Source organism: Actinobacillus genomosp. 2 (genome assembly GCF_029773605.1).
Classification (GTDB): Bacteria; Pseudomonadota; Gammaproteobacteria; order Enterobacterales; family Pasteurellaceae; genus Actinobacillus.
The window spans coordinates 1,089,048-1,101,575 of record NZ_CP103807.1; the positions used below are offsets into that span (position 1 = coordinate 1,089,048).

The following is a 12,528-nucleotide window of genomic DNA, read 5'->3' on the forward strand; positions in this document are numbered from 1 at the left end:
TAAATTGCAAAAAAGCGGTGAAATTTCACCGCTTATTGTGATTATTGTGCTAAAAATGCTTCTAGCTCTGCTTTGTTTGGTAATGCTGACATCGCACCTTTTGCTGTTGTCGCTAAAGCACCTGAAGCGTTTGCTTTACGAATAACATCCACTAATACGCTTTCGTCTTTCCAGTCCGCAACTTGTGATAAACCAGCAAGTAAACCGCTTACAAACGCATCGCCGGCACCGGTGGTATCAACCGGTTTTAACGCTTTGCCTGCAACCACTTGGCTGTTACCGTTTAAGTGATAAATCGCACCGTCTTTACCTAAAGTAATAATGATTAATTTCTCCGGATATTGTGCGGTAATCACTTGAGTCGCTTGTTCAAGTGTAGTGGTATTGGTTAATAGCGTTAATTCTTCTTCAGAGAATTTAAGTACATCTGCCATCGCTACCACGCTATTTACCACTTGTTTCATCTCATCAAGACTTGTCCAAAGTGATTCACGTAAATTCGGGTCAAATGAGAAAAAACCACCCGCTTCTTTTACACGTCTAATCGCTTCAATCGTGGTAGAACGTGACGGATCGTTAATTAATGCGATAGAACAGCAATGTAGGAAATCGCCTTTTTGGAAGGTTGGTAAATCACTCACTTCAAGGAATTGATCTGCACTTGGATTCACCATAAAGGTAAAGCTGCGTTCACCGTCATCTAAACCAACAATTACCGTAGAAGTACGTTGTTTTGGATCGAGGATCATATGTTCTGTCGAAACTTTTTCCGCATTAAGCGTTTGCTGCATAAATTTGCCAAGCGGATCTAAACCTACTCGACCAATAAAACCAGCTTCTACGCCTAAACGTGAAACCCCTACCGCAACGTTTGCCGGCGCACCGCCCGCACATTTTAAATAGTGGTTTTCACCGTCCGGAATTAAATCTACCACCGCATCGCCGGTAACCCAAATCTTACACATAATTATGTTCTCTTTAATAGTCAAAAATAGTTAATTTATCTTAGCTAAAACGGTTTAGTTTTGCAAAAACTATTTCAAATTCTACCGCTTACTGATGTTAGTCATTATAATTTAAATGAAGGTTTCACACATAAAGGAATTAACAATGAAAAAGTCACTTATTACCCTCTGCTTGGCAACATTTTTAGCGAGCACTCCCCTAATGGCAGAACAAACGATAGCTGAAAATCCAAATTTAATTCCAGTTAAAAATCTACCAACTATTGAGGCAGAATTAACCGTTGCACCGAATGTTCCTAAGCCATTAGCACGTAATACACCGGCAAAAGTGGTAGTGAAATTAGAAACACTAGAAAAAGTGATGGAAATTGAAAAAGGAGTCAAATTTAAATATTGGACATTCAACGGTTCAACACCGGCACCTTTTATTCGTGTTCGTGAGGGCGATATGGTAGAAGTACAAGTGTCCAATCCGGCAAACGGCAAAATGGCACATGCGGTTGATTTTCACTCTGCCGCCGCACCGGACGGTGGTGCGAAAGCGAGTTTAACCGAAATCGGTAAACAAACCACATTTGCCTTTCGAGCGATGTCGCCGGGATTATATTTATACCATTGCGGTGCGGATCCGGTTTCGGTGCATTTAGGCAAAGGGATGTTCGGTTTAATGTTGGTTGAACCTAAAGAGGGATTACCGAAAGTCGATAGAGAATTTTATTTAATGCAAAACGAATTTTATGTAAAAGAGGGGACTAATCCCGATCTGAAAATTTTCGATATGACAAAAGCGAGTTATGAATTACCTGATTATGTTGTATTTAATGGTAAAGTCGGCTCAACTATGGGAGAAAATGCCTTAAAAGCCAAAGTTGGCGAAAAAGTGCGTATGTTTGTCGGCAATGCCGGACCAAATAAAATTTCTTCGTTCCATTTAATCGGTAAGCCTTTTGATACGGTCTATGTTGAAGGCGGTTCACTTAAAAATCATCACGTGCAAACCACACTGATTCCGGCTGGTGGCGTCAGCGTAGTTGAAATGGAAATGAAAGTACCGGGCGAATATACCTTTATTGATCATAGTATTTTTAGAACCGATAAAGGGGCAAAAGGCAAGTTAATTGTCGAAGGAGCGGAAAATCCGGAAATTTATACCGGTAAAACCAAAGAACAGAAATACGACAAGATTAATCCGGATGCAGATATTGATGCCGGATATGTCCATTAATTGTATCCAAATAACAATAAACCCACTCAGTTTTTTATTTTATAACCATCTACGGACTTTATCTTGATAACTAACAAAATCTTGCCCGAATTTTTCAGTTAACGCTCGTTCTTCCGGCATAATTTGGAAGCGGTTTAAATAAAGTATAAACCCGATAATAATCAGAAGGCCCCCATAACTGGGTAACCAAATTGTCAAAGCGGATAATAGTAACACTAAGGAAAGATACATCGGATTGCGACTCACACGATAAATGCCTTTAACCACTAATTGAGAGGTTTGCTTCGGATCTAACGGCGTTAATGTGGTTTTAACTTGCCAAAAAGTATAAACACTCATTCCACCAATAAGAAAGGCAAGTAATAGCAAAATATAACTCAAAAATTTAGGGATAAAATAAATACTGCTATGCGGTAGTAAATAAATGAATAATGAGGCAATAGCAAATAACAAAGGAGGAGGAATTTTAAGTTCCATCGTCAATTTCCATTAAAAAATAACCGCTTGCGATATGTCACAAGCGGTCAAATTTACATAATTTTTGGCAAATTACACGTTAAAGCGGAAGTGCATTACATCGCCATCTTGTACGATATAATCTTTACCTTCTAAACGCCATTTACCGGCATCTTTCGCACCGTTTTCGCCTTTAAACTGAATAAAATCATCATAGGCGATCACTTCCGCACGAATAAAGCCTTTTTCAAAGTCGGTATGAATAACCGCCGCCGCTTTTGGTGCAGTTGCACCGACAGAAACGGTCCAAGCACGTACTTCTTTTACACCAGCGGTAAAGTAAGTTTGTAAGTTTAATAAACGGTAACCGGCACGAATTACACGATTTAAGCCCGGCTCTTCAATACCTAAGTCTTGTAAAAACTCGACTTTTTCTTCGTCATCTAATTCAGCAATTTCCGATTCAATCGCAGCGCATACCGGCACAACTACTGCTCCTTCTTTTTCAGCGATTTCACGTACACGATCTAAATATGGATTATTTTCAAAACCGTCTTCATTCACGTTCGCAATGTACATGGTCGGTTTTAAGGTTAAGAAGTTATAACCTTTGATTGCGTGTAATTCATCTTTATCTAAATCAACCGAACGAATCATACCGGCATTTTCAAGCACCGGTAAGATTTTTTCCATAATCGATAATTCAAATTTTGCCTCTTTATCGCCGCCTTTCGCACGTTTTTGTAAACGTTGAATCGCACGTTCGCAGCTGTCTAAATCCGCTAATGCAAGTTCGGTATTGATGATTTCAATATCATCCGCAGGATCAATCTTACCGGCAACGTGTACGATATCGTCATTTTCAAAACAACGCACTACGTGACCGATAGCATCCGTTTCACGAATATTGGCTAAGAATTTATTGCCTAAACCTTCACCTTTACTTGCACCGGCAACTAAACCGGCAATATCCACAAATTCCATCGTGGTTGGCAATACACGCTCAGGTTTCACGATTTCCGCTAATGCGTCTAAACGCGGATCCGGCATTGGTACAACACCGGTATTCGGTTCGATCGTACAGAACGGATAGTTAGCCGCTTCAATACCCGCTTTGGTTAACGCATTGAAAAGAGTTGATTTACCTACGTTCGGTAAACCCACGATACCACATTTAAATCCCATAATTTCCTCTTAATTTTCACGGAATACACAGAAGAATATTGAAAATGACAAGCGGTCTGATTTTGCTAAAAATTTGCAAATTTCTAAAAGAAAATAACCACTTGTTTATGCCATCGAGTATTCTTCTGTGACAAATAATATTATGCTTTAAAGCTGTTAAGACGATTGGTTGCTTTCGTCACACCGTCTTTAAATAGAACATCTACACAGCGACCAGCTTCATCCACCGCCGCATTAATTTTTTCTTGATCCTGCGGGCTTGGTTTACCTAATACATAACCGGCAACCAATTCTTTACTACCCGGATGCCCGATACCAATACGCACACGGTAAAAATTATTACTGTTACCAAGGCTGGCAATAATATCTTTTAAACCATTATGACCACCATGACCACCGCCTTGTTTAATTTTCGCGACACCTGGCGGTAAATCCAATTCATCATGAGCGACTAAAATTTCTTCCGGTTTAATTCGATAGAAATTCGCTAAAGCCCCGACCGCTTTACCGCTTAAATTCATAAAGGTCGTTGGTACAAGTAAACGAACTTCACCGCTTGCGGCATTAATTTTTGCCACTTTACCAAAGAATTTCGCTTCTTCTTTTAAACTGACATTAAATTGACGGGCAATTTCATTAATTAGCCATTCACCGGCATTGTGACGAGTATCTTCGTATTTCGTCCCTGGATTGGCTAATCCTACGATAAGTTTAATGTGTGACATTCTCTGTCCTATTTGATTAACAGGGAAAAGCCCTAAAATGAAAAGTCGTTATTGTAGGCAAAAAGGGCATTTTCTACAAGGAAAATGCCTTTTTTAACCGATTTTATACGGTTAAGGAATTTGTGACTTCATTACTCTTTTTAACCGCTTTCGGATCTTCGCCGTATTGATTCGCAAAACGTTGTCCGTCTTTACATAACAGCAATAAACTAAACACCACAATGACGAGTAACATTATAAGTGTAGCAATATAAACAGCCCATTCCCCCACTGTTATCGCACCACTCATATCCTGATCCAAAGCAAAAATACTCACTAAAACGAGTAAGATCGTTAGGAGGTAAAGTCCTAATTGCCACCAACCGGACCAACCTAAATCATGTAAACGGCGAGTGGTTAAACTGGTCGCAGTCAGAAGAATAAGAATTTGATAAATTGTAAACAAAATATCAAATCCGTCTGCAATATTTTCCAAGCCTAAAGAAATAGCCACGCCGGCTAAAATACCGATAATGAAACTAATAATAAGATTTACTAAGTAAAACCAAGCGTATTCCCTACGTCTTGCTCGCCCCTTAAAATTTAAACTGTTTTTTAAGGTATATACAAACCAATACATAAATTCTCCTTTTATTTATTGTGATTTATTTCCGTGTAAGGTTTTCCATATCGATTTATAAACGGTTGCCCTTTTTTAGTCATTAAATAGCATATCTGACAAATATATATAATCAAACAGAGAAACATCCCCATTCTAGCTACACTATGATTGAGTATTATAGACGAAAGATCATGAGGTAAATAAATAAGAATAAGCCCCAGCATGTTTATCATCATCAAAGGCATCTGCCACCAACCGGAATAACCTAAATCGTGTAAACGCCTTATCGTTACGCTCAACATTGGCAATAAAAACAACAGATCTAAAATATCATTTAGAGCGTTTATACTATAAGATAATTGCGGTAATCGTAACGCAAATGTCACTTTTGTCATCAGAAGTAGAAACCAGCTACTTAATTCATAAACAGCAATAAACCAAATAAATTCGGCACGTTTTGCCCTCCCTTGATAATTAAATGTATTACGTAATACATATATAAACCAATCCATTGGCTTCTCCTTTATAAAAATTAAATAATAATTATTTGTTTTTGCTAAATTTTGCAGTAAATAGAACCGCTTGTCATTCAATTTTAAGAAATTTGCCCGGTTAGGTTGTCCTCAACGCATAAATCAGCGAAAATAGAACATATTTTTAAGGTGGCTTGTCCATCCTTTTTCATTTTTAAGCTTAGAGAAAAATATGTCATATCCACAAGAAGTTAATAAGCGTCGCACCTTTGCGATTATTTCTCACCCCGATGCGGGTAAAACTACGATTACCGAAAAAGTTTTACTTTACGGAAATGCTATTCAAACAGCCGGCTCAGTAAAGGGCAAAGGCTCAAGTGCGCACGCAAAATCCGACTGGATGGAAATGGAAAAACAACGTGGTATCTCCATTACTACGTCTGTTATGCAATTTCCTTACAATGATTGCTTAGTAAATTTATTAGATACGCCCGGACACGAAGACTTCTCTGAAGATACATATCGTACACTCACCGCAGTAGATAGCTGCTTAATGGTTATCGACAGCGCAAAAGGTGTTGAGGAACGTACGATCAAATTAATGGAAGTGACTCGTCTGCGTGATACACCGATTTTAACCTTTATGAATAAACTCGACCGTGATATTCGTGATCCGATGGAGTTATTAGATGAGGTTGAAAGCGTCCTAAAAATCCGTTGCGCACCAATCACATGGCCGATTGGTTGCGGTAAATTATTTAAAGGCGTATATCATATTGCGAAAGACGAAACCTATCTATATCAATCAGGTCAAGGCTCAACCATTCAAGAAGTGCGTATCGTAAAAGGCTTAAACAGCCCTGAACTTGATGCTGCAGTCGGCGATGATTTAGCGAACCAGTTACGTGAAGAATTAGAATTGGTACAAGGTGCATCAAACGAATTTGATCACGAAGCCTTTATCAACGGCGAATTAACACCGGTATTTTTCGGTACAGCATTAGGTAATTTCGGTGTGGATCATTTCCTAGATGGGTTAACCGAATGGGCACCAAAACCGCAAGCACGTCAAACCGATGTGCGTACGGTAGAATCAAGTGAAGAAAAATTCTCAGGTTTCGTATTTAAGATCCAAGCGAATATGGATCCGAAACACCGTGACCGAGTGGCATTTATGCGCGTTGTGTCAGGCAAATACGAAAAAGGGATGAAGCTCAAACACGTACGTATCGGCAAAGATGTCGTGATTTCTGATGCGTTAACTTTTATGGCAGGCGATCGTTCACACGCTGAAGAAGCCTATGCCGGCGATATTATCGGTTTACATAACCACGGCACAATCCAAATCGGCGACACCTTCACTCAAGGTGAAGTAATGAAATTTACCGGGATTCCTAACTTCGCACCGGAACTGTTCCGCCGTATTCGTTTGAAAGATCCACTTAAGCAAAAACAATTGCTGAAAGGCTTAGTGCAGCTTTCGGAAGAAGGTGCGGTACAGGTGTTTCGCCCACTAATGAACAATGACTTGATTGTCGGTGCGGTCGGTGTACTTCAGTTTGACGTGGTCGTTTCTCGTCTGAAAACCGAATATAACGTGGAAGCGATTTATGAAGCGGTAAACGTGGCAACCGCTCGCTGGGTTGAGTGTGGTGATGCGAAGAAATTTGAAGAATTTAAACGCAAAAACGAACAAAACCTTGCATTAGACGGCGGTGATAACTTGACTTATATTGCCCCAACTATGGTGAACTTAAATCTGGCACAAGAGCGTTACCCAGATGTTGAGTTCTTCAAAACTCGTGAACATTAATCTATATTAAAAAAAGCGGTTATTTTGTAGAAAAATTTTGCAAAATAACCGCTTTTTTATCTATTCCATTCTGATATTTCCTTATTAATCTATTCTTAATTTTTTATCCATGATTTTTTTATTGATTTTATAGATTAATATATATTATTTTTTTATGGTTTTATGCTAAAATTGCCAGCATTACAAAATACTTGACTAAAAATAAAGGAAATTTAGATGAAAAAATGGTTACTTCCATTACTTGCAACCACATTATTTACTGTAGCTTGTGATGATAAATCCGTTACACAAAACAACCAGACCAATAATCAGTCAACAACAGCTCAAAATCCGCAAAAGGATGAATTAACGCAAGTAACTGTAGTAGCACCTTGGGAATTAAACAGTTTACACCCTACTCAATCCGGCATAATTTTCCAACGTATGAACTTAGCGGAGACCTTGGTTGAAGCAAATGAAAAAGGTGAATTAGCTCCAGGGTTAGCAACAGAATGGCAAAGTAATAATGACGCAACCGAATGGACTTTTACATTACGTGATGCCGTTTTTCATAATGGGGAGAAAGTTACTGCACAAACTGTCGTAAAAAACCTAACGCTCTTAATGGCACATCCAAGCATTTTACAAAAAGCGTTTATTCAAGAAATTAGTGCGCTAAATGCGAATCAAGTGAAATTCAAACTCACAAAACCATTTGTGCCGTTTCCATCATTTTTAACACACTATTCAACCATTATTTTGGCAAACGAAGCCTTTAATGAAAAAAATGAAGTGGTAAGACTGATTGGTACCGGTGCTTTTAAAGCGACAAAAGTGGAAGCTCCGCAAAAAATTGAAGCCGTACGTTTTGAACAATATTGGGGAGAAAAGCCACAGGTTCTTCACGCAAATTACTTAGCTAGTAGCCGTAGCGAAACTCGTGTGTTAATGGCACAAAGTGATGAAACTTCACTAGTGTTTAATTTAGATGCCGCCAGTACAGATCGTTTAAAAACCGATCCGAATTTAACCTTAACTAGCGGTTCTATCGCCCGTACGATTCAAATGAAAATGGATGTGGCTAAACCGTTTTTTAATGATTTGGTAATCCGCCAAGCACTTTCGCAAGCGATTAATCGTAAAGCGATTGCCGAGCAAGTTTTAAAAATTGAAGACGGCGTTGCCGATCAAATTTTACCTAAGGCTTTTGCCGATTGGCGTGTAGAGAGTAAAGATGTCGATATTGATGTGGCAAAAATCAAACAAAATTTGACCGCTGCCGGTTATCAATTTAATCATGAAGGAAAATTAACCGATAAAGCAGGTAAGCCGTTTAGCTTTACCTTAAGAACCTTCTCGGATCGTCCGGAATTGCCAATTATCGCTACGATTTTACAAGCACAATGGAGACAAATTGGGATTGATGTAAATGTGTCGGTAGGTAACTTCAGTGAAATCCCTGCCGGTCACAAAGACGGCAGTTTAGAAATGGCATTATATGCGCTGAATTATGGTAAGACTATCGACCCATTCGGCATCATTGTGCAAGATTATGCCAAAGGCGGTAGTGATTGGGGTGTGATGAATTGGCATAACGAACAATTAGCCCAAACCTTAGCACAAATTGAAACAGAACGAGATCCTCAAAAAGCTAAACAGTTAAAACAAACTGTTAGCCAAATTATTCACGATGAATTACCGATTATTCCGGTTGTGTATTATCAGCAAAATGTGGCGACTCATAATGAGTTTAAAGGCGTAACGCTCGATCCGTTTGAAAGAAGATTCTTTTTAGAAAAACTCACAAAATAACATTCTCAAATTTAATTGTTAAAACACGGAAAACCGTACCAATATTGGGGCAAATTTCCGTGTTTTTTATATCAATTTACGGTTAGAAATATGCTTAATATTATTTTTAGACGCTTACTGCAAATTATTTTAGTCGTTTGGTCTGTCGGCACGCTTACTTTTATTCTGACTCGACAACTCTCTGGCGATATGGCTTACCGCATCGCAGCTAGCCGTTACGGTTACGATCAAACCGATAGTGCTGCTGCTGATTTAGTACGTACTGAATTGGGACTTGACCAACCTTGGTGGCAAAGTTATGGAGATTGGTTACTGGATCTTTTACAGCTTAATTTAGGTAAATCTTTAGTGACCGGCGATTCAGTTTGGGGAGAAATATCTCATCAATTTGGACATACCTTGAGCCTTGCTCTAATTGCTCTAATGATGGCAATTATCATCGGTCCAGTATTAGGTATTCTTGCTGCTCGTAAAGAAAATGGTGTTTTTGACCGCTTTACTCTTGTATTCAGTACCCTGTTTCGTTCCGTACCGGCATTTATTATTGCTATTGGACTCATTACACTCTTTTCCGCAACCTTACGCTGGCTACCTGCCGGCGGCTATGGTAGCTGGCAACATTTTATTTTGCCTGCTTTTACTTTGGCATTAGGTTTAAGTGCGGTTTCTGTTCGTGTAACTCGTGCTGCAATGTTACAAGTAAAACAATCGGAATATTACCAATTCGCTCGTTTAAAAGGTCTGTCTAAATGGCAAACCTTTACTCGTCACGGTATCCGTAATATCGCTATTCCGGTGATTGCGTATCATGCAGTACAGTTGGTTTACCTAATTGAAGGCGTAGTCATCGTTGAAAGTCTATTTGCTTGGCCAGGTAGCGGACATGCTTTAGTACATTCTATTATTGCTCGAGATGTGCCAATGATCCAAGGGACTTCTCTAGTGATGGGCGGTTTATTTGTCTTATTAAATATGTGTGCGGATATGCTAAGTGCATGGATTGATCCACGAATTACTCACAAACGTCATGGAGAATAATAATGAAAAAAATGACATTTAGCCAAAAAGTAGGGGCAGCTATCCTTGGCTTATTACTCGCCTTTGCCTTTTTACAACCTTACTTTTACCCAATGGATATCGGTTTCCAAGACCTGAGCAATATTCTCATTAAACCGAGTGAACTTGCTTGGTTCGGTACAGATCACCTTGGACGAGATATGCTTGCTCGCCTTGCCTCAGCAATCCGTTTGTCATTCGGTCTCTCTCTTTTTAGCGTATTTTGTGCATTAGTTGCTGGGCTGTTATTCGGGATTTCAGCAGGCTTTTTCGGTGGTTGGCTTGACCGACTATTCAGCTTTATTTGCGATTTAGTCATGGCTCTCCTGGCTTATTACTTATTCTCTTATTTGCAGCACTATCGCCGGGGTCATTTTGGACGCTTTATTTAGGTATTGCGTTAGTGATGTGGGTCGAGTTTTTCCGTGTGATTCGAGCAGTCAGCCAAACGCTTGCATCTAGTGCTGAAATCGAATCTTCTCGTTTAATGGGAATGGGGTTATTTTACAGCTTTAAACGCCATCTTTTACCTCGTTTACTACCGCTGATTGTGACCTTAAGCGCTTTCTCACTCGGTAATGCCATTCTAGCATTGGCTACGCTTGGGTTTGTAAATGTCGGATTACGTCCGCCTACAGCTGAATTAGGTTTAATGATGACAGAATTATTCCCTTACTACTATGAAGCTCCTTGGATCTTTATGCAGCCGGTAATCGCGGTCTTTTTAATGGTACTTAGCCTTCAACTGTTATCCGGGAGAGTAAAATAATGGCACTACTACGAATTGAAAATGTTGGAGTACAAACTACTTCGGGTTTAACTTTAGTTGAGCCAATCAGTTTAAACTTGGAACAAGGTAAAAATATCACCATTCTTGGTGAAACTGGTTCAGGAAAAAGTCTATTGATTCAGGCGATTATGGGTGCTTTGCCAGAAGGATTAGAGGCAAGCGGTCACATTTTTGTAGAAAATCACAAAACCGAAAATACCCAGCTTGAATTGCTCTGGGGTAAAACCTTGGTTATGTTGCCGCAAGAACCCCGCCGTTCTCTTGACCCAATTATGACGATCGGTAAACAGCTTTGGGAAAGTTTCTTCTTTATTGCTAAAAAAGATAAACAAACGGCAAAAAATGAAGGTAAAAATGCACTCGAACATTTAGGCTTAAAAGCCTGGGAAACTGCTTATCCTCACCAATTATCCGGTGGTATGGCTCAACGAGCTTCTTTTGCTATCGCAACTGCTGCCGGTGGCAAAATTTTATTAGCGGATGAGCCAACTAAAGGGCTTGATCCGAAAAGTAAAGCCAATGTCATTCAGCTACTTAAACAAGCTTACCAAAATCAGGGCGGTTTACTCACAATCACTCACGATATTGAAGTCGCTGAACAATTGGGCGGTGAAATTTTGGTAATGAAAAAAGGGCAATTATTAGAAAAAGGTGTGGCAGAAACCTTGCTGACAAACCCTCAGCATCCGTACACCAAAGCCTTGATTTCCGCCGATCCGAAACATTGGCAAGCGGTCGAAAATTCGCAAAATTTTGCAAAAAATCAACCGCTTGTATCAGTAAAAAATCTGAGTGTTGCACGAGGTAAACGCACACTTTTCAGCGAACTTTCATTCGATTTACATCAAGGAGAGATTTTAGGTATTGTTGGACATAGTGGTATCGGTAAAAGTACGCTCGCCGATGTATTATGCGGTTTACTCAAACCTAAAGCCGGTGAAGTGATTTGGCACAGCCAACAGCACAAAAAACATCAGGTGCTAAAACTATACCAAGATCCACCGGAAGCCTTTGCCCCGACTGTCAGTTTACAAACGCTGTTAGATGATGTGATCAATAAACACAAATTAGATCGTTCACAGATTCCAACCTTACTACCACAACTGGCACTTGCCCCAGATATTCTTGCTCGTAATGCGGAAAATGTTTCAGGTGGTGAATTACAACGGGTTGCGATCTTGCGAGCCTTATTACTTGAACCGGTATTACTTTTTGCCGATGAAGTAACTTCTCGCTTAGATCCGATTACACAAAAAGAAACGATTGAGTTATTAATCAATCAATGTCGTCAACGTCAATGTGCATTAGTGATTGTCAGTCACGATCCCTATTTAATTGAGAAAAGCTGCGATAAAGTGATTGATTTAACTCAGTTTATCTAAAATATCACACATTATAGAACAAGCGGTTATTTTACGGAAAAATCTTACCAAGATTTCCAGAAAAAT

General features: G+C 39.4%; 11 protein-coding genes and 1 pseudogene. 6 read left to right on the forward strand and 6 right to left on the reverse strand.

All coding sequences use genetic code 11. The features are described 5' to 3' along the window. Nucleotides 1-41: 41 nt before the first annotated feature. Nucleotides 42-965 carry an aminoimidazole riboside kinase gene (locus NYR60_RS05365; protein ID WP_279465951.1) on the reverse strand — a complete coding sequence of 308 codons (924 nt, stop codon included), beginning with the start codon at nt 963-965 and terminating at the stop codon, nt 42-44. A 145-nt stretch (nt 966-1,110) separates the two neighbouring features. Between NYR60_RS05365 and nirK the strand changes: the two genes are divergently transcribed. Further along, nucleotides 1,111-2,190: a copper-containing nitrite reductase gene (gene nirK, locus NYR60_RS05370; protein WP_279465953.1), complete on the forward strand. Its 1,080-nt coding sequence runs from the start codon at nt 1,111-1,113 to the stop codon at nt 2,188-2,190. A 39-nt stretch (nt 2,191-2,229) separates the two neighbouring features. On the opposite strand, the gene NYR60_RS05375 is transcribed toward nirK, so the two are convergent. The 5 genes from NYR60_RS05375 to NYR60_RS05395 all read right to left on the reverse strand — a co-directional run bounded on the left by NYR60_RS05375 (nt 2,230) and on the right by NYR60_RS05395 (nt 5,669). Beyond that, nucleotides 2,230-2,667, reverse strand: coding sequence for a methyltransferase family protein (locus NYR60_RS05375; RefSeq protein ID WP_279465954.1), 438 nt, complete (start codon nt 2,665-2,667; stop codon nt 2,230-2,232). A 72-nt stretch (nt 2,668-2,739) separates the two neighbouring features. Further along, nucleotides 2,740-3,831, reverse strand: a complete 1,092-nt coding sequence (gene ychF / locus NYR60_RS05380; protein ID WP_279465955.1) for a redox-regulated ATPase YchF — start codon at nt 3,829-3,831, stop codon at nt 2,740-2,742. A gap of 140 nt (nt 3,832-3,971) precedes the next feature. Beyond that, entirely contained in the window at nt 3,972-4,556 is a 585-nt protein-coding gene (pth, locus tag NYR60_RS05385) for an aminoacyl-tRNA hydrolase (protein WP_279465957.1), read from the reverse strand. A gap of 103 nt (nt 4,557-4,659) precedes the next feature. Further along, nucleotides 4,660-5,175 (reverse strand): DUF805 domain-containing protein, encoded by a 516-nt coding sequence (locus NYR60_RS05390; RefSeq protein WP_279465958.1) that lies wholly within the window; start codon nt 5,173-5,175, stop codon nt 4,660-4,662. Nucleotides 5,176-5,186: 11 nt separating this feature from the next. Then, nucleotides 5,187-5,669: a DUF805 domain-containing protein gene (locus tag NYR60_RS05395; RefSeq protein WP_279465960.1), complete on the reverse strand. Its 483-nt coding sequence runs from the start codon at nt 5,667-5,669 to the stop codon at nt 5,187-5,189. 193 nt (nt 5,670-5,862) lie between these two features. Here NYR60_RS05395 and prfC point away from each other — a divergent pair, with 193 nt between their 5' ends. The 5 genes and pseudogenes from prfC (at nt 5,863) to NYR60_RS05420 (ending at nt 12,462) form a co-directional block, all read left to right on the forward strand. Beyond that, nucleotides 5,863-7,443, forward strand: a complete 1,581-nt coding sequence (prfC, locus tag NYR60_RS05400) for a peptide chain release factor 3 (protein ID WP_279465961.1) — start codon at nt 5,863-5,865, stop codon at nt 7,441-7,443. A 216-nt stretch (nt 7,444-7,659) separates the two neighbouring features. Continuing rightward, nucleotides 7,660-9,234, forward strand: a complete 1,575-nt coding sequence (locus NYR60_RS05405) for an ABC transporter substrate-binding protein (RefSeq protein WP_279465963.1) — start codon at nt 7,660-7,662, stop codon at nt 9,232-9,234. Between the two features lie 90 nt (nt 9,235-9,324). After that, complete coding sequence (locus NYR60_RS05410; protein WP_279465965.1) at nt 9,325-10,272, forward strand: ABC transporter permease; 948 nt, start codon at nt 9,325-9,327, stop codon at nt 10,270-10,272. Between the two features lie 2 nt (nt 10,273-10,274). Then, nucleotides 10,275-11,059, forward strand: a pseudogene (locus NYR60_RS05415) (ABC transporter permease). After that, complete coding sequence (locus NYR60_RS05420; protein WP_279465967.1) at nt 11,059-12,462, forward strand: ABC transporter ATP-binding protein; 1,404 nt, start codon at nt 11,059-11,061, stop codon at nt 12,460-12,462. The pseudogene NYR60_RS05415 and the gene NYR60_RS05420 overlap by 1 nt, the downstream one beginning before the upstream one ends. The last annotated feature ends 66 nt before the right edge of the window (nt 12,463-12,528 follow it).

Coding starts and splice junctions, on each gene's coding strand:
- NYR60_RS05390 (WP_279465958.1), bottom strand. CDS start 5,175: ATGTATTGGTTTGTATATACCTTAAAAAACAGTTTAAATTTTAAGGGG.
- NYR60_RS05410 (WP_279465965.1), top strand. CDS start 9,325: ATGCTTAATATTATTTTTAGACGCTTACTGCAAATTATTTTAGTCGTT.
- NYR60_RS05395 (WP_279465960.1), bottom strand. CDS start 5,669: ATGGATTGGTTTATATATGTATTACGTAATACATTTAATTATCAAGGG.
- NYR60_RS05365 (WP_279465951.1), bottom strand. CDS start 965: ATGTGTAAGATTTGGGTTACCGGCGATGCGGTGGTAGATTTAATTCCG.
- NYR60_RS05405 (WP_279465963.1), top strand. CDS start 7,660: ATGAAAAAATGGTTACTTCCATTACTTGCAACCACATTATTTACTGTA.
- nirK (WP_279465953.1), top strand. CDS start 1,111: ATGAAAAAGTCACTTATTACCCTCTGCTTGGCAACATTTTTAGCGAGC.
- NYR60_RS05375 (WP_279465954.1), bottom strand. CDS start 2,667: ATGGAACTTAAAATTCCTCCTCCTTTGTTATTTGCTATTGCCTCATTA.
- ychF (WP_279465955.1), bottom strand. CDS start 3,831: ATGGGATTTAAATGTGGTATCGTGGGTTTACCGAACGTAGGTAAATCA.
- pth (WP_279465957.1), bottom strand. CDS start 4,556: ATGTCACACATTAAACTTATCGTAGGATTAGCCAATCCAGGGACGAAA.
- NYR60_RS05420 (WP_279465967.1), top strand. CDS start 11,059: ATGGCACTACTACGAATTGAAAATGTTGGAGTACAAACTACTTCGGGT.
- prfC (WP_279465961.1), top strand. CDS start 5,863: ATGTCATATCCACAAGAAGTTAATAAGCGTCGCACCTTTGCGATTATT.